The sequence below is a fragment of the Halomonas binhaiensis genome (assembly GCF_008329985.2).
GTDB lineage: Bacteria > Pseudomonadota > Gammaproteobacteria > Pseudomonadales > Halomonadaceae > Halomonas > Halomonas binhaiensis.
On sequence record NZ_CP038437.2, the window covers coordinates 2,539,693 to 2,556,563 of the forward strand.

Annotated in this window: 13 protein-coding genes; 9 read left to right on the forward strand and 4 right to left on the reverse strand. The window is 58.0% G+C overall.

The genetic code is table 11. From position 1 onward, the window contains the following. Positions 1 to 44: 44 nt before the first annotated feature. The 3 genes from E4T21_RS11150 to E4T21_RS11160 all read right to left on the reverse strand — a co-directional run bounded on the left by E4T21_RS11150 (position 45) and on the right by E4T21_RS11160 (position 4,686). The gene (locus E4T21_RS11150; RefSeq protein ID WP_149285048.1) at positions 45 to 971 is read right to left on the reverse strand and encodes a Gfo/Idh/MocA family protein; all 927 of its coding nucleotides are present in this window, start codon (positions 969 to 971) and stop codon (positions 45 to 47) included. A gap of 134 nt (positions 972 to 1,105) precedes the next feature. Then, positions 1,106 to 2,908, reverse strand: coding sequence for an IlvD/Edd family dehydratase (locus E4T21_RS11155; protein WP_149285049.1), 1,803 nt, complete (start codon positions 2,906 to 2,908; stop codon positions 1,106 to 1,108). A 23-nt stretch (positions 2,909 to 2,931) separates the two neighbouring features. Next, positions 2,932 to 4,686 carry an IlvD/Edd family dehydratase gene (locus tag E4T21_RS11160; protein ID WP_149285050.1) on the reverse strand — a complete coding sequence of 585 codons (1,755 nt, stop codon included), beginning with the start codon at positions 4,684 to 4,686 and terminating at the stop codon, positions 2,932 to 2,934. 205 nt (positions 4,687 to 4,891) lie between these two features. Between E4T21_RS11160 and E4T21_RS11165 the strand changes: the two genes are divergently transcribed. The 5 genes from E4T21_RS11165 to E4T21_RS11185 all read left to right on the forward strand — a co-directional run bounded on the left by E4T21_RS11165 (position 4,892) and on the right by E4T21_RS11185 (position 11,191). Beyond that, positions 4,892 to 5,884: a TRAP transporter substrate-binding protein gene (locus tag E4T21_RS11165; protein WP_149287164.1), complete on the forward strand. Its 993-nt coding sequence runs from the start codon at positions 4,892 to 4,894 to the stop codon at positions 5,882 to 5,884. 129 nt (positions 5,885 to 6,013) lie between these two features. Further along, positions 6,014 to 7,414 carry an MFS transporter gene (locus E4T21_RS11170; protein ID WP_149285051.1) on the forward strand — a complete coding sequence of 467 codons (1,401 nt, stop codon included), beginning with the start codon at positions 6,014 to 6,016 and terminating at the stop codon, positions 7,412 to 7,414. 32 nt (positions 7,415 to 7,446) lie between these two features. Then, positions 7,447 to 8,418 (forward strand): glycoside hydrolase family 43 protein, encoded by a 972-nt coding sequence (locus tag E4T21_RS11175; RefSeq protein WP_149285052.1) that lies wholly within the window; start codon positions 7,447 to 7,449, stop codon positions 8,416 to 8,418. A gap of 146 nt (positions 8,419 to 8,564) precedes the next feature. Next, positions 8,565 to 9,551 (forward strand): AraD1 family protein, encoded by a 987-nt coding sequence (gene araD1 / locus E4T21_RS11180; protein WP_149285053.1) that lies wholly within the window; start codon positions 8,565 to 8,567, stop codon positions 9,549 to 9,551. A gap of 62 nt (positions 9,552 to 9,613) precedes the next feature. Beyond that, a complete protein-coding gene (locus E4T21_RS11185) occupies positions 9,614 to 11,191 on the forward strand; it encodes an aldehyde dehydrogenase (NADP(+)) (RefSeq protein WP_149285054.1) in 1,578 nt (525 codons plus the stop codon). Positions 11,192 to 11,340: 149 nt separating this feature from the next. Here the strand turns inward: E4T21_RS11185 and E4T21_RS11190 are convergent, their stop codons facing one another. Then, complete coding sequence (locus tag E4T21_RS11190) at positions 11,341 to 12,267, reverse strand: LysR substrate-binding domain-containing protein (protein WP_149285055.1); 927 nt, start codon at positions 12,265 to 12,267, stop codon at positions 11,341 to 11,343. Between the two features lie 167 nt (positions 12,268 to 12,434). Here E4T21_RS11190 and E4T21_RS11195 point away from each other — a divergent pair, with 167 nt between their 5' ends. From E4T21_RS11195 to E4T21_RS11210, 4 genes are all read left to right on the forward strand, one after another. Next, positions 12,435 to 13,745: an L-fuconate dehydratase gene (locus tag E4T21_RS11195; protein ID WP_149285056.1), complete on the forward strand. Its 1,311-nt coding sequence runs from the start codon at positions 12,435 to 12,437 to the stop codon at positions 13,743 to 13,745. Positions 13,746 to 13,894: 149 nt separating this feature from the next. Continuing rightward, the gene (locus E4T21_RS11200; protein WP_240349108.1) at positions 13,895 to 14,980 is read left to right on the forward strand and encodes a TRAP transporter substrate-binding protein; all 1,086 of its coding nucleotides are present in this window, start codon (positions 13,895 to 13,897) and stop codon (positions 14,978 to 14,980) included. A 59-nt stretch (positions 14,981 to 15,039) separates the two neighbouring features. Beyond that, the gene (locus E4T21_RS11205; RefSeq protein WP_149285057.1) at positions 15,040 to 15,594 is read left to right on the forward strand and encodes a TRAP transporter small permease; all 555 of its coding nucleotides are present in this window, start codon (positions 15,040 to 15,042) and stop codon (positions 15,592 to 15,594) included. Beyond that, complete coding sequence (locus E4T21_RS11210; RefSeq protein WP_149285058.1) at positions 15,591 to 16,847, forward strand: TRAP transporter large permease; 1,257 nt, start codon at positions 15,591 to 15,593, stop codon at positions 16,845 to 16,847. The genes E4T21_RS11205 and E4T21_RS11210 overlap by 4 nt, the downstream gene beginning before the upstream one ends. The last annotated feature ends 24 nt before the right edge of the window (positions 16,848 to 16,871 follow it).

The window sequence follows — 16,871 nt, forward strand, 5'->3', positions numbered from 1 at the left end:
CTGTTCAAGAAAAGCTCCAACGCCAGTCAATAAAAGCTTCAACGCTAGTCAATAAAAGCTTCAACAGCCCTGCGATGCCCCAGCATCAAGGCATCTGCCACATGGCGCAATGGCGTGATGTCCATGTCGCTTTCACCACGCTCGAGCAGGCTATGAAAATGCCTGTAGACGCCTTGGTACTCTCGCTCTGGTTCATCTACCACGCTTTGCCCATCAATCAATAGCCGGGCGCCACCGCGCTCCAGCTCCAGTACACCCGACGTCGTTTCGATGCGCATCTCCCAATGTGGTGGATCTTCATGGCGAAAGTCGAAATCCGCTTTCACCTCGGTACCTTCAGCGGTACGAAAATCGAGACGTGCGGCAATGGGCGTCTGGCTGTTGGCCGGAACATCCAGTTCAGCAGCCTTGAGGAAAAAAGGCTGTCCCAGAATCTCGGTCAAAATGGACAAGGCATTGATACCGGGATCGAAGACGCCCATGCCGCCCGCCTGCCATAACCAGGCCTGCCCGGGATGCCATACCCTGACATCCTCATGCCAACGAATGCTGACCGCACGTACGGTTCGATCCGCAAGCCACTCGCGGGCAGAAGCAATTCCCGGTGCAAAACGTGAATGCCAGGCAGCAAACAGCACCGCTCCTTGTGCCTCGGCATAGGCCTTGAGATCTTCAGTCTCGGCCAGGGTCGCTCCTGGCGGCTTTTCCAGTAACACGGCCTTGCCACGGCTCAACGCCAGTCGCGCCAGCTCATGGCGCAAGTTGGCTGGTGTGCAGATGGCCACCGCATCGATCTCTGGCCGAGCATCGAGCATCGCTTCCAGGCTGACATAACTGGCAACGCCTTCCAGGCTGGCATGGGGATCAGCCACCGCTTCCAGCACCAAGCCGGGTATGGCTTCAATAGCACCAAGGTGCTGGTCACGCACAATCTTGCCAGCGCCAACCAGCCCCAGACGAAATTTGGTCATGGCAAGGTCTCCTTGAATGCCATATGAATAGCGTCGCAATACTAAGGACGCAATGGCCCGGCAGTCTAACGGCCGCAACCATGCCTGTCAGCGCCCCTCTCGGCATGACTGCCTTATCAGATCGTGTCACGCTATCAATGGTTATCCCGTGGAGGACTCACCCTGGCTACATCGCGATATTGGTCCGCACCAGCCAGTGTCATGCCACGATCCAGCGGCTCAATCAGCGTGCGCTGAATCTCCTGCCACGGCGTCTGGTGTCGGGGATAGGCATATCCTCCCTGCCTCTCCAATTGCTCCCGGCGTGAGGCCAGTACCTCATCATCAACCAATAGCCGTACTTCTCCCTTGCCCAGATCCACTCGCAGACGGTCTCCACTCTCGACCAGGGCCAAAGGGCCACCCGTGGCCGCTTCAGGGGAAGCATTCAAGATCGACGGCGAACCGGAAGTGCCTGACTGACGCCCATCCCCCAGACACGGCAAGGATTCGATACCTTGTTCGATCAGCGCCGCCGGGGGCTGCATATTGACCACTTCAGCTCCGCCGGGATGCCCGACCGGCCCGGCACCACGCATGATCAGAATAGTGCTGGCATCAACTCCCAGCTCAGGGTCCTCGATACGGGCGTGGTAATCTTCCGCGCCATCGAAAACGACCACTGGCCCTTCAAAGGCATTCGGGTCATCGGGGTTTTCGAGAAAGCGGCGGCGGAAATCCGGCGATATCACACTGGTCTTCATCAACGCCGAATCAAACAGATTACCCTTGAGATTGAGGAAGCCCGCATGCGCCACCAGCGGGTTGTCAAAGCGCCGGATGACCTCTTCATCACTGGTTTCCCGGCCGGCAACATTTTCCGCCAGACTGCGGCCATTGGCAGTGATCACGCCGCCATGCAGAAGTCCCTGGCCAAGCAACTCGCAGGCCACGGCAGGAACGCCTCCGGCACGATGGAACTCTTCCCCAAGATAAGCGCCAGCCGGCATGACATTGGCCAGCAGCGGGATCTCATGACCGGTGCGCTGCCAGTCATCATTGTCCAGCGACACACCGGCATGCCGGGCAATGGCATTGACATGGACCGGCGCATTGGATGAGCCACCCAATGCCGAACACACCACGATGGCATTCTCGAAGGCTTCCCGGGTCAGAATGTCCAGCGGCCGCAAGTCCTCCCAGACCATATCGACAATGCGCTCCCCGGTGTCGTAGGCCAGCATGGCCCGCTCCTTGTAAGGCGCAGGAATCATCGCCGAGCCTGGCAGGCTCATGCCCAGTATCTCCGCCATGGCATTCATGGTCGAGGCCGTGCCCATGGTATTGCAATGCCCTACCGAAGGCGCTGACTGCGTGGCCCTGGCCAGGAACTCGCCATAATCGATATCCCCTGCCGCAAGGCGCTTGCGCAACTCCCAGATGATAGTCCCGGACCCGACTCGCTCATTGCCACGCCAGCCATTGAGCATGGGGCCACCTGACAGCACGATGGCCGGAATATTGACCGTGGCAGCCGCCATCACGCAGGCCGGAGTGGTCTTGTCGCAGCCAGTGGTCAGCACGACACCATCCAGAGGATAACCGTGCAGCACTTCCACCAGGCCCAGATACGCCAGATTGCGATCCAGTGCAGCCGTCGGCCGGCGCACGTTCTCGTGAATCGGGTGCAGCGGAAATTCGAACGGCACACCACCGGCAGCGCGAATCCCGTCCTTCACCCGCTTGGCCAGCTCCAGATGATGGCGATTGCACGGTGTCAGGTCTGAACCGGACTGAGCGATGCCGATGATAGGCCGCCCCGAAGTCAGTTCCTCCAGAGTAATGCCCTGGTTCAAGTAGCGCTCGATGCACAGTGCGGTGGTTCCGGGGTGGTCGGGGTTGTCGAACCACCAGCGTGAACGCAGGTTATCTGGCGTCATGCGTGGCCTGCTAGCCATGATATCGACTCCTGTGTCACGTTTCAGTGGGAATGGCGCGGCACTTCAGCGCCACGGCATCCCACCAGAAAATCAAAATCGCAGCCTTCATCGGCTTGCAGTACATGCTCGATATACAACTGGCGGTATCCTCCGCTGGCGGCAATCTGACGCGACATGGCAGTGGCATCGCTCTCGGCCAAGCGTTGTGCCAACGCTTCCTCGCTGACCTCCAGGTGCAAACGCCCCGCATAGGCATCCAGCTCGATCCAGTCGCCATTGCGTACCGCAGCCAATGGGCCTCCCGCAGCGGCTTCAGGGGCGACATGCAATACCACCGTGCCATAGGCCGTACCACTCATGCGTGCATCGGAGATTCGCACCATGTCCGTCACGCCCTTGGCCAGCAGTTTCGCCGGTAATCCCATATTGCCGACTTCCGCCATGCCGTGATAACCACGTGGACCACAGTGCTTCATGACCAGGATGCTGCTCTCGTCCACTTCCAGGTCAGGATCATTGATGCGCGCCTTGTAGTCATCAAAGTTCTCGAACACCACCGCCCGACCACGATGCTGCATCAACTCCGGGCTTGCGGCCGATGGCTTGAGTACCGCGCCCTTGGGCGCCAGGTTGCCGCGCAATACACAGATTCCACCATCGTCAACCAAGGGCTTGTCCAGCGGACGAACCACCTCTTCATCATAGAGAGGTGCATCCTTGACGTTGTCCCACAGCGATTGGCCATTCACCGTCAGCGCTTCCTTGTGCGGCAGCAGATCGGCTTCGCCAAGACGTCGCAGCACGGCAGGCAGGCCGCCGGCATAGTAGAACTCTTCCATGAGGAAGCGCCCGGACGGCTGCAGGTCAACCAATGTCGGCGTACCTCGCCCCACACGCGTCCAGTCATCCAGCTCAAGCTCTACACCCATTCGCCCTGCAATGGCCTTGAGGTGGATCACGGCATTGGTGGAACCACCAATCGCTGCGTTGGTACGTATGGCGTTCTCGAAAGCGTCCTTGGTCAGCACCTTCGACAACCTCAGGTCCTCGCGAACCATATCGACAATGCGGTTGCCCGACAGGTGGGCCAGCACATAACGCCGCGAGTCTACCGCGGGAATCGCCGCATTATGTGGTAGCGAAACCCCCAGAGACTCGGCCATGCACGCCATGGTGGACGCGGTACCCATGGTGTTGCAGGTACCAGCCGAGCGGGACATGCCTGCTTCGGCCGCCATGAAGTCATGCATGGATATCTTGCCCGCCTTGACCTCTTCCGACAGTTGCCACACGACGGTGCCGGAGCCGATATCCCGCCCCTGGTGCTTGCCGTTGAGCATGGGTCCGCCGGTTACCACGATGGCGGGAATATCACAGCTGGCCGCGCCCATCAGCAGCGCAGGCGTCGTCTTGTCACACCCCGTCAGCAGCACGACACCATCAATCGGGTTGCCACGTATCGCTTCTTCCACGTCCATGCTTGCCAGATTGCGCGTGAACATCGCCGTAGGGCGCAAGTTGGACTCGCCATTGGAGAACACCGGGAATTCCACCGGATACCCTCCTGCCTCGAAGATGCCTTTCTTGACATGCTCGGCCAGCTTGCGGAAGTGGGCATTGCAGGGCGTCAGCTCAGACCAGGTGTTGCAGATACCAATGATCGGCCGGCCGTCGAACTCATGATCAGGTATGCCCTGATTCTTCATCCAACTGCGGTACATGAAGCCATTCTTGTCGGCACTACCGAACCACTGGCTGCTGCGAAGTGGACGCTTGGGCGAGGAAGGCTTGCTCATGAAAGTCGCTCCTGAGATGTGATTACCGGAAACGTTACGTTGCTGAGCCACTTAAGTACATACATACAAAAGTATATGTTGAACATACGCTCATCATGAGCAACATTTCATGGCACGTCATTCTCAAACAACCCCACAACAACAACCAAGCCTGCAAGGGAGACACGCCATGTCACGCCTTATCCGACACCCAGGCCCTGTCCTGATGTTCTGCGCTTCCGCCTTATTCGCCAGCGTGAACGCTCAGGCTGCCGAATACGACTGGAAGTTTCAGGCGTCAGAAACTGCCGGGGAACCGAGTTTCAAGATCAAGCAGGAATGGGCCCAGCGCATTGAAACCATGAGTGGAGGCCGTATCAGTATCGAGGTCTTGCCGATCAACAGCGTAGTAGGCCCTACTGAAACACTGCAGGCCGTCAGTGCCGGCATTCTCCAGGGACACATGACCGACCCCAGCTACTTCTCGGGTCAGGATCCCGCCTTTGGCATGCTGGGCAACCTGGTAGGTGCCTGGAACAATCCCTACGATTTCCTGGAATTCATGAAAGATGGGGGTGGAGAAGACCTCTATAACGAGCTGGTGGCGCCTTATGGCACTCATCTGATCGCTGCCGCCACCTTTCCGCTCGAATCCATTCCCTCCACTGTCGCCATCGAAAGCCTGGAAGACTTCAAAGGCCTCAAGATACGAGCGCCTCAGGGCATGGTGTACAACATCTTCGAACGTATCGGGGCGACTCCCGTCAACCTTCCGGGCTCCGAGGTCTATACCGGGCTTGAGAAGGGCGTGATCGATGCGGCGGATTCCACGGTACTGTCCAACAACGATGCCATGGGCCTGCATGCTTTCGCGCCCTACCCGCTGTATCCCGGCTTCCACTCCATGCCGATGATCGCCATTTCGCTCAACAAGGAGATATGGGACGGGCTGCCCGAAGACCTTCAGGATCTTCTGAAGACCTCTTTCGATGCCATGTCCTATGACCTGATCGCCCGACTCAAGGCTCAGGATCTGGAAGCCCTGGCCAAGCTGAAAGAGGATCCGGATGTGCACCCGATCGACCTTTCCGCTGAAGACCGCCTGGCCTTCCGCCAAGCGGCAGAGCAGGAATGGAAGGAATGGGCCGATGACAATGACATGACCCAGAAAATCTACACTGCCGCCACCGACTTCCTGCGCTTGCGAGGGCAGCTTTAACGCCATGCGGTTTTATTGAACATCTACTGGGTTATCCGCAAAGGACCATCCGCAAAGGACTATCCGCAACGAGGACCGGCCGGCTTCGACATTGGAGAAGCCGGTTTCTGCCCATAGCAAGGAGCTCCCATGGCAACGCCACGCATGACATATCTGGAGAAGATAGGGTTCGGCAGTGGCGATATGGCGATCAATGTCGTCATATCCTCCATGTTTCTGATCATCTCCTATTTCTATACGGATATTTTTGGCCTCAAGCCAAGCCACATGGGCATTCTGTTCCTGGTAGCCCGGCTGGTAGATGCGGTCACAGACCCTTTGATGGGCATGATCACCGATCGCATCAACACTCCTAAAGGCCGTTATCGTCCCTATTTCCTGATTTTTGCCGTGCCATTTGGCATTTCTGTTCTGCTGCTCTTCACTACCCCTGACTGGGACTACAATGCCAAGCTGGTCTGGGCCTATGCGACCTATCTACTTGTCACGCTGCTCTTTACTGCTGTCACCATTCCATACATCTCCTTGATCGGTGCGCTTACCGACAACCCGAAGGACAAACTCTCAGCCAATGGCTACCGTCTGTTCTTTGCCAAGATTGCCGCCTTTCTGGTCACCATCATTGTCCCGGAACTGGCCGCCTCCTTTGGCGCGGACCACCTGAGGCTCGGTTATCAAGTCGCCATGGGGCTGATGGGGGCGCTGGCAGCACTGCTATTGCTGTTCTGCTATGCCACGACCAGAGAACGGGTACACCACCGAATCGACAAGAAACCCTTCAAGCAACAATTGGCCATTCTGCGCAAGAATGACCAATGGCTGCTGCTGTGTGGCGTCTGTTTTACCGGCACCATGGGCTATGTCATGCGCAGCAGTGTCGCGGCCTACTATGCAAAATATTATCTGGGGGCTTCCCCCTCCATGCTCTCCGCCTTTCTCAGCACTGGTGTAATCGCCGCCATCCTGGCCATGGTCGCATCCACCTGGATCACCAAATTCTATTGCAAGATCAAGCTGTTCCGTTGGACCCAAGTTCTAGTAGGAGTGCTCAGTGCCTTGATGTTCGTGCTGGTCAACCCCGGTGACATTGTCCTGGCTTTCATTTTCTACTTTCTGATTTCTTTTGTTGTCGACTTGCATGCACCGGTGTTCTGGTCGGCGATTGCCGAGTCCGTCGACTATGGCGAAGCCAAGACAGGACAACGTGTCTCTGGGCTGGCCTTTGGCGGAATTTCCTTCTTCCAGAAAGCCGGCATGGGGGTCTCAGGCTTCCTGGTGGGCATGCTGCTGGGCTTCTTCGATTATCAGCCCAACATCGACCAGAGTAGTTTCACCCTTACAGGTATCGCCCTGATGCTGTGCATTCTTCCTGGAGTCTTTCACACCCTGATGGGACTGCTGATGTTCCCCTATCGCATCACGGACGATTACTACCAGAGTCTGATCGCAGGGAAATCCGCGTTGAATGAAAGCCAGTGGACAGACGACAGTCTCGGCAAGCCAACCTCTCCACACAACACTTCGACCTGAACAACTCGATCGCCTTGTCAAGGAAGTGAAACATGCCTCACCCTCCTCAACCTCTGATAGAACAACGTGCCGATCCCTGGATCATCAAGCATCAGGGCCGATACTACTTCATCGCCTCAGTCCCGACGTACGACCGGCTGGAAATCCGCACCGCGGATAGCATTACCGAGCTGGCATCCGCCCCGGCGATCACTGTCTGGTCAAAGCCCGCTCAAGGGCCTCTCAGTGAACTGATCTGGGCTCCCGAGCTGCATCACCATGACGGAGAGTGGTTCATCTATTTTGCCGCCGCTCCATCGCGGGATATTGTCAATGGACTCTTTCAGCACCGCATGTACTGCATCTCGACCAAGGCAGATGATCCGTGCAAGGGTCCCTGGAGTGAGCCCCGTCGCATAGAAACGCCACTGGACAGCTTCAGTCTCGATGCGACCACCTTCCGCCATGCTGACCAGTTGTACTACCTCTGGGCCCAGAAAGACCCGAAGGTTCCAGGCAACTCCAACCTGTACCTCTCTGCCATGGCATCACCAGACAGGCTGAGTGGCGAACCGGTATGTCTCAGCATGCCGGAATACGAATGGGAAAAACGAGGCTTCCTGGTCAACGAGGGACCCGCCGTCATCACCCACGGCCAGCGCATCTTCATTACCTACTCTGCCAGCGCCACAGATGAAAACTACTGCATGGGACTGTTATGGGCGGATATCGGCAGCAACCTTCTCGATCCTCGCAGCTGGCAAAAGTCTGCGACGCCTGTCCTGCAAAGCGATATGCCCCATCATGTTTTCGGTCCAGGACACAACAGCTTTACCGTGGATGAATCAGGCTCCACGGACCTGCTGGTCTACCACGCTCGCACTTATACCCAAATCCTGGGAGACCCATTGTGGGATCCCAATCGACACACCTACGTCAAGCCTATTCGTTGGGATGACAGAGGGTTTCCTGATTTCGGCCATGCAGGAAGCGACACCCTGTTGCCACGTCAGACACCACAGTGAAAGTGCCAATGAGGTTTGAAACCGAGATTTGGTACTGCCACAGAAATCTTTCTCCCACAGCGTACTTGTATGAGCATCATACCAAAGATATGTTGAACATATTCCCGAGTCGTTCAACATCAACTCGATGATCAAGGAATCCTTCCATGCGATTGATCCAATGCCTGTATCAGGAAAAGCCGCGTGCGGCCCTGGTCGAAGATGACAACGTACGGCTCACCGACAGCGACACCTATGGTCTTGCGCAAAGAGCGCTGGAACGCGGTCTTTCACTGGCTGAAACAGTAGCAGCCAGCCTGGGTGACCAATACTTGAGCTATGACGAACTGATCGAATCACGTCTGCTGCTGCCACCCCTGACCCATCCGGACCCGGCTCACTGTCTGGTAACCGGCACAGGGCTGACCCACCTGGGCAGCGCGGATACTCGCTCGGCCATGCATGCCAAGACGCAGACCGACGAATCTCAGATGACCGATTCCATGCGCATGTTCAAGCTAGGTGTCGAAGGCGGCAAGCCCGCCGCAGGCCGCATCGGCGCCCAGCCGGAATGGTTCTACAAGGGCGATGGCAGCTGTGTGGTTGCTCCCGAGGCGCCCCTGCCCTCACCCTCTTTCGCCCAGGATGCCGGAGAAGAACCCGAGCTGGCCGGGCTCTATATCATTGACCACCAAGGGCAACCCCGGCGGCTCGGTTTCGCCATCGGCAATGAGTTTTCCGACCACGTGACGGAGCGCTTCAATTATCTCTGGCTCGCCCACTCCAAACTGCGCGCCTGCAGCTTTGGTCCTGAACTGCTGATTGGTGAACTACCTGCTCACCTGGAAGGTACCAGTCGCATCACTCGCCATGGCGAGACGCTCTGGAACAAGACCTTTCTCACTGGCGAAGACAATATGGCCCATAGCCTGGCCAACCTTGAGCACCACCATTTCAAGTATCCCGGTTTTCGTCGTCCAGGAGATGTTCACGTGCACTTTTTCGGCACAGCCACGTTGAGTTTTGCCGATGACATCAAGGTCCAGCCTGGCGATCGTTTCGAGATTGAGCTTGCAGCGTTCGGTCGGCCACTGCGCAACCCGCTTGCAGCTTCTGATCAAGACGAGGGCTTGCTCAGCATTAGCGCACTATAGTTTTTCGTTACCTATTCCTTGGCCACTTTTGCTTGGCCACTTTCATTTCGACAGGAGACAGCATGAACCTTGAAGGCAAGCAGTTGATCGGTGCCCAGGCCGTCTTGGCACAGGGCCAGCCCATCCACGGCATCAACCCGGCCACTGGTGAGACGTTGGAGCCGGGCTACCCCGGTGGCGGCCAGGCCGAGGTCGAGCGTGCCTGCGAACTGGCCTGGCAGGCCTTCGATGCCTATCGCGAAACCGGACCCGAGCAGCGCGCCTCTTTTCTGGAAACCATTGCCGATGAAATCGAGGCCATTGGCGATGACCTGATCGTGCGTGCCATGGCCGAGTCCGGCCTGCCGCGCGCGCGCCTGGAAGGCGAACGTGGCCGGACCTGTGGCCAGTTGCGCCTGTTTGCCCAGGTGGTGCGTGCTGGCGAATGGCTGGATGTGCGTATCGACCCGGCACTGCCTGAGCGTCAGCCACTGCCGCGTGTCGACCTGCGCCAGCGTCATATCGCTCTGGGGCCGGTGGTCGTGTTCGGGGCCAGCAACTTTCCGCTGGCCTTCTCGGTGGCCGGTGGCGATACCGCCTCGGCACTGGCGGCCGGCTGCCCGGTGGTGGTCAAGGCCCACTCCGCGCACCCCGGCACCTCCGAATTGGTCGGTCGGGCCATTCAAGCCGCGGTGGCCAAGCGCGACCTGCCCGAAGGCGTGTTCTCGCTGCTGTATGGATCTGGTCGTGAAGTGGGCCAGGCCCTGGTCGCCGATCCGCGCATCAAGGCGGTGGGCTTCACCGGCTCCCGCGCCGGCGGCACCGCGCTGATGAAGACCGCCCAGTCTCGCCCGGAGCCGATTCCGGTCTACGCCGAGATGAGTTCCATCAACCCGGTGCTGCTGATGCCGGAAGCGCTCAAGGCGCGTGGCGCAGAACTGGGCCAAGGCTTCGTTGCCTCCCTGACCATGGGGGCGGGGCAGTTCTGCACCAACCCCGGCCTGGTCATCGCCATCAAGGGGCCGGACCTGGATGCCTTCCTCGATGCCGCCGCCGAAGCCGTGCGTGGCGCTGCCGCCCAGACCATGCTGACACCGGGCATTCACGATGCCTACCAGAGCGGTGTGGCAGGACTGGCAGCCAGCGACAAGGCCAATGAGGTGGCACGCGGCCAGCAAGGCTCGGGTCCTAATCAGTGCCAGGCTGGCCTGTTCGTCGCCGAGGCTCAGGACTTCCTGGCCGACGAGGCGCTGCAAGCCGAGGTGTTTGGTTCGACCTCGCTGGTTGTGGCATGCGCCAACCTCGATGACATGCAGCAGGTCGCCGAGCACCTGGAAGGTCAGCTCACCGCTACCCTGCAGATGGACGATGGCGACATCGATGCCGCGCGCCGCCTGCTGCCGACCCTGGAACGGCGTGCCGGGCGAGTGATGGTCAATGGCTGGCCCACTGGCGTGGAAGTGTGTCATGCCATGGTGCATGGCGGTCCGTATCCGGCGACTTCCGATGCCCGCACCACCTCTGTGGGCAGCGCGGCCATCTATCGCTTCCTGCGCCCGGTGTGCTACCAGAACCTGCCCCAGGCGTTGTTGCCCGAGGCTTTGCGTGATGGCAACCCGCAAGGTGTCAGCCGTCTGGTCGATGGCAAGCGCGAAGGCTGATCATAGTTGGCGAAACTAGATCTGGAAAACTGGGCCTGGAAAACCGGGCCCAGGACGCCGGACCTTGGAAACCGGACCTTGGAAACCGGACCTTGAAAACTGAGCATGTGATGATGGACATACCAGCGAATATCGCAGGTATGTCTTCTTTAGAAGCTCTGAGACATCAGAATATCGATGAACTCTTCAACGATGTCTGACAGGGGCTCCCCCTTTCGCGTCATCACACCATAGTAACCAAGAGGTTTACCGATCTTTAATGGTAGAGAGACAAATGTTCCCTGGGAGAAGGAGGTTTCCATGACGGAACAAGGCTGTACGGACAGTGCATCAGATGAAGCGACCAGCTGCAGAGAAGATTGCGTCGATGTTGTCTCGATGACATTTCTGGGAGATGGCACCTGCGCCTCGGCCAATGCTTCCTCGAAAAGTCCTCGCATCGGGCTAGTCATAGGATGAAGGACCCATGGCCATTTCACCACTTCCTGCAGGGAAACATTGGCATGGCATAACGGATGATTCTGGCGCACGACAACAGCAACAGGCTCTTCTCCAAGAGGGCGAAAGTCAAACAAGTGGCGCTGCCCATATTCCGTAAATCGCCCTATCACTACATCAAGAAGCTTGTATTCCAGATCCACCAGAAGACGATCACTGGAGTTTTCGAACAGACTGACAGCCAGGCGTGGACGATGCACCTTCAATGCCGTAATCGCCTTGGGCAATATGACCGGCGCAGCCCCTGGCACTGAGCCCAGAGCCAAGGCACCTTGCCCACCTTCCTGCATGGAAGCCAGTTCTTCCACCAGGCGGTCGGTGTCATTGAGCAGGCGCCGCGCATAACGCAACACACACAGTCCGGCTTCCGTAGGCTCCATGCCTCCCGGGTCCCGTGTAAACAGCAGCATGCCGAGAAAGGCCTCGATGTCCTTGAGCATCTTGCTGCCTGCGGGCTGGCTGATATTCAACTGTCTGGAGGCAGTATGCATATTTCGACTTTCGTCCAAGGCAACCAAAAAAGCCAGATGTTTCAGGCGCATCCAGCTCTTCACATGCAGTCCAATATCACCTGCCATTCTCGCCTCCAGAAATACGTCATACCTAGCGATAACCTGGCGTTATCAGCATGACAAAAAATACCATTGGCCGACATTTCAAGCGAGGAAATAAACTTTCAACTCGCTCCATCACCATCAATGAAATCGCCAAAAAACTCGCTGAACACCAGGAAAAACATACCAACATGACCATCATCACAAGAGTCGAAGCACGCGACATCCGCTTTCCCACATCCCGCGAACTAGATGGCTCGGATGCCATGAACGAGGCTCCCGACTATTCCGCCGCCTATGTCATTCTGCATACCGACCAGAACGATGGAATCACTGGACATGGCCTGACATTCACCATCGGCCGTGGCAACGATATCTGCGTTGCCGCCATCAATGCCATGGCGTCACGCCTGGAAGGCCGCAACCTTGAAGACATCACCGCCAACATGGGCGCTTTCTGGCGCGACCTGACCAGCGGTGACAGCCAATTACGCTGGCTTGGCCCGGAAAAGGGCGTGATGCACCTGGCTTCGGCAGCCATGGTCAATGCCCTGTGGGATCTGTGGGCCAAGCGTGAAGGCAAGCCGGTCTGGAAGCTGCTTGTCGACATGACGCCAGAACAGTTGGTCAACTGCCTGGACTTCCGCTTTGTCAGCGACGTACTGACCCCTCAGGAAGCCATCGCCATGCTCAAGCGCAAGGCTGACGGCAAGGCCGAACGTGAGGCGCAGATGCGTGACCAGGGCTATCCCGCCTACACGACTTCGGCGGGCTGGCTCGGCTATCCGGAAGACAAGGTACGCCGACTGTGCCGCGAAGCACTGGCGGAAGGCTGGGAACATTTCAAGCAGAAGGTCGGTGGCAATCTCGACGAAGACCGTCGCCGCGCAGCCATCATCCGTGAGGAAATCGGCGAACACCGCACCTTGATGATGGATGCCAACCAGGTCTGGGATGTGGATGAAACCATTGCCAACATGCGCAGCCTGGCGGAATTCAACCCATATTGGATCGAAGAGCCGACCAGCCCCGATGACATCCTTGGTCACGCGGAAATCCGCCATCGGCTGGCTGATTCGGGCATCGGCGTCGCGACCGGCGAACACTGCCATAACCGCGTGATGTTCAAGCAACTCCTTCAGGCCGGCGCCATCGACTTCTGCCAGCTCGACTCCTGCCGCCTGGGCGGCCTCAATGAGGTCATCATGGTGGTCCTGCTTTCCGCCAAGTTCGACGTTCCGATCTGTCCTCACGGCGGTGGCGTGGGGCTCTGCGAATACACCCAGCACATTTCGATGTTCGACTACATCGCTGTCTCCGGCTCTCTTGAGGGTCGTCTGCTGGAGTACGTCGACCACCTGCATGAACACTTCATTGACCCGGTGCGTACCCGCAGGGGCCATTACCTGATCCCGGAAGCACCAGGCTACAGCATCACCATGAAGCCAGAGACGCTGGAAACATTTGCCTATCCAGCTGGTGCCGCCTGGAAAGAAGGCTAATGGTTTCTGAAAGCAGGGGTTTCTGAAAGCAGCCGCTTCTGAAAGCGTTTCCGTTCTGCCGGTAACGGTGCATCTCGACAGTCAGTTCTCACCGGCACCAAGGCTGCGGTTCTCCGCAGCCAACACGCCATCTCCAGAGGGGAGTACTCATGAACACAATCACAAATACCCTGATGCATGCTCACTACCTCGCCAAACGCACTCTCACCGGTATTCTAGCCACCCTTGCCATCTCCAGCGCCAGCCTGTCACTGGCCGCCACAGACATGCCACCACTCCCCGAAGTGGACGGAACAGTGGTGGAAGGCGACGGCAATGACTACACCCTGAAATTCAGCATCGGCACCACGCAGTCCGGTGCCCAGTACCGTGGACTGGAGTACTTCAAGGATATCGTCGAGAAGCGCAGCGACGGTCACATCAAGGTGCAACTTTTCCATAGCGCGCAACTGGGTGACGACCTGCAGGCCGTAAGTGCACTCCAGGCAGGCACTCTGGAGATGACCGCACCGTCCACTTCTCCGCTGGTCAACATGTTCCCTCAATTCGCGGTCTTCGACCTGCCCTTCCTGTTTCCGTCACCGGAAGTCGCCGACAAGGTCCTGGACGGTGAAATTGGCAAGCGCATGCTAGAAGAGGCCAGCACCAACGGGCTGGTTGCCATCGGCTGGGCGGAAAATGGCTATCGCCAGCTGACCGACAGCAAGGCGGCCGTGTCTACCCCAGAGGACCTCAAGGGGCTCAAGATCCGTACTATGCAGAACCCCATCCATCTGGATATCTGGCGCACCTTGGGCGCCAATCCCACTCCCATGTCATTTGCTGAGCTATTTACCGCACTGGAACAAGGCGTTGTCGATGGCCAGGAAAACCCCTGGATCACCATTCAGTCATCCAGATTCAATGAAGTACAGCCTTACGCCACAGAAACCAATCATGTCTACACCCCCTTCGTCACTCTGGTGTCCGAACGCTTCTGGAACAAGCTACCGGAAAGCTACCAAGGTCTGCTGGTGGAAGCCGCCGGAGAGATGGGGCGTTATGAGCGCGAAGTCAGTCGCACGCTCAATGACGCCATCAAGCAGCAATTGAAAGATGAGGGCATGCAGATCACCGAGCTCTCCGCTGAGCAGGTCGCCACTTTCCAGGACACGTTGGCACCGGTCTACGATGACTGGCGCGACAAGATCGGCGGTGAACTGATCGACGATATCCAAGCCATCAGCCAGCCATGAAGCCGGGACGCACCGCCAACTGGCGGTGCGTGTTTCACTGTCCACTTTTGGAGGAGAGCATGTCCACCGACGACTCTCAACTCTCGACGCCAGCGACGTCACAGCCTCCTTCTCATGACACCCTTCAAGTTCAGGGCTGGGTGAGATGGCTCATTGTATCTCTGCGCATCGTTACCGGCCTGCTGGTACTTGGCGTCGTGTTCTGCGTCTCAGCCAATGTCTTTGGCCGTTTCGTTCTCAATACTTCCTATGCCTGGGCCGAGGAAATGTCTCGCGTGCTGTTCATCTGGCTGGTTCTGCTGGGAGCAGGACTGGGCAGCCTGGAAAAGGAACACGTGGCCGTCACCTACTTCAGGAACCTCGCAACGCCCAGGCTGCGCAAGGCCCTGGCCCTGCTGGTCATTGCCCTTATCTATCTCGTTTGCCTGTGCATCCTTGCTGGCTTCAAGGAACTTACAGCGGGATTCACCAGCGCAACTCCCATGTTGGGCATTTCCAAGACCTGGCTCTATAGCGCCATGCCAGTGATGGCTGTGCTGACGCTGCTTGCCAATACCCTGGCCCTCGTCGCGCTCTTCCGCAGAAATCCCTCACGCAGGAGGAGCACCCCATGATCCTGTGGAGCATATTGATCGGCCTGGCCATCTGTATTGTCATCGGCATGCCGATCTCCTTCGGCCTCGGTGCCATCAGCCTGTTCATCTTCTTCTATTCGGACTACTCACTGTCGACCATCGTTTCCCAGGCCGTCAATGGACTGGACTCTTTCCCTCTATTGGCCATTCCGCTGTTCATTCTGGTTGGCGAGGTGATGAGCGCGGGAGGCATCGCGGCTCGCCTGGTCCGCCTGGCCAGCGCAATGGTGGGGTTTGTCGCCGGAGGACTCGGTCAAGTGGCCGTCATGACGTCGATGTTCTTCGGTGGCATCAGTGGCTCAGCCGTAGCGGATGCTTCCGCTGTCGGCAGCATGATGATCGAACCCATGAAACGGCACCGCTACTCTGGCCCCCTGGCGACAGCCATCGTGGTCGCCGCGTCGGTGGTAGGCATCATCATTCCTCCATCGATTCCCATGATCCTGTTTGGTGTGGTCACCAACACCTCGATTTCACAGCTCTTTCTCGCTGGTATTCTGCCGGGCATCCTGATAACCGTTGCCCTGGCGGCTACCACCTATGTGCAATCGCGCAAGAATGGCCCCGGACAACCCTTTGCTCTACCAGAACTCATCACCGCCTTGAAGGATGCCTTCCTGGCCCTACTGCTCCCGGTGATCATCGTTGGCGGTATTCTCAGCGGTGTCTTCACTCCGACGGAAAGTGCCGCGATTGCCTTGATCTATGCTTTTTGCGTGTCCACCTTCGTCTATCGCAGCCTGACACTGAAACGCTTCTTCGAGCTGTGCATTACCACTGGGCGCCTGACCGGCGTGGTCATGCTGTTGCTTGCGTTCGCCAGCGTTCTGGCCTGGCTGCTGACGGCCAACATGATTCCCCAGCAACTGGTGGTCAGTCTGTCAGCGATCACCGATAACAGGCTGTTGCTCCTGCTGTTACTGTCAGCCTTCCTGCTGGTAGTGGGCTTCTTCATGGACCTGACGCCAGCCATGGTCATTCTGGCCCCATTGATGACTCCGGTCGTGGTCAAGCTGGGCATCGACCCTGTCTACTTCGGCGTTCTGATGTCCTTCATTCTCGGCATCGGGCTGATCACGCCACCTGTCGGTACCGTGCTGTACGTCGGCTGCGGCGTGGGCAAGGTCGGCATGGAACAGCTGGTCAAGAGCCTGCTGCCCTTCTACTGCACCTTGCTGGTTCTGCTGGCCCTGTTTATCGCGTTCCCCGGACTGGTGCTGTGGTTCAAGTAGCCAGGGATGTTTCATGACTCAAGA

What these genes read in the sequence shown, in the direction of transcription:
- E4T21_RS11150 (WP_149285048.1), bottom strand. Translation starts at nt 971, where the DNA reads ATGACCAAATTTCGTCTGGGGCTGGTTGGCGCTGGCAAGATTGTGCGT.
- E4T21_RS11155 (WP_149285049.1), bottom strand. Translation starts at nt 2,908, where the DNA reads ATGGCTAGCAGGCCACGCATGACGCCAGATAACCTGCGTTCACGCTGG.
- E4T21_RS11160 (WP_149285050.1), bottom strand. Translation starts at nt 4,686, where the DNA reads ATGAGCAAGCCTTCCTCGCCCAAGCGTCCACTTCGCAGCAGCCAGTGG.
- E4T21_RS11165 (WP_149287164.1), top strand. Translation starts at nt 4,892, where the DNA reads ATGTTCTGCGCTTCCGCCTTATTCGCCAGCGTGAACGCTCAGGCTGCC.
- E4T21_RS11170 (WP_149285051.1), top strand. Translation starts at nt 6,014, where the DNA reads ATGGCAACGCCACGCATGACATATCTGGAGAAGATAGGGTTCGGCAGT.
- E4T21_RS11175 (WP_149285052.1), top strand. Translation starts at nt 7,447, where the DNA reads ATGCCTCACCCTCCTCAACCTCTGATAGAACAACGTGCCGATCCCTGG.
- araD1 (WP_149285053.1), top strand. Translation starts at nt 8,565, where the DNA reads ATGCGATTGATCCAATGCCTGTATCAGGAAAAGCCGCGTGCGGCCCTG.
- E4T21_RS11185 (WP_149285054.1), top strand. Translation starts at nt 9,614, where the DNA reads ATGAACCTTGAAGGCAAGCAGTTGATCGGTGCCCAGGCCGTCTTGGCA.
- E4T21_RS11190 (WP_149285055.1), bottom strand. Translation starts at nt 12,267, where the DNA reads ATGGCAGGTGATATTGGACTGCATGTGAAGAGCTGGATGCGCCTGAAA.
- E4T21_RS11195 (WP_149285056.1), top strand. Translation starts at nt 12,435, where the DNA reads ATGACCATCATCACAAGAGTCGAAGCACGCGACATCCGCTTTCCCACA.
- E4T21_RS11200 (WP_240349108.1), top strand. Translation starts at nt 13,895, where the DNA reads ATGAACACAATCACAAATACCCTGATGCATGCTCACTACCTCGCCAAA.
- E4T21_RS11205 (WP_149285057.1), top strand. Translation starts at nt 15,040, where the DNA reads ATGTCCACCGACGACTCTCAACTCTCGACGCCAGCGACGTCACAGCCT.
- E4T21_RS11210 (WP_149285058.1), top strand. Translation starts at nt 15,591, where the DNA reads ATGATCCTGTGGAGCATATTGATCGGCCTGGCCATCTGTATTGTCATC.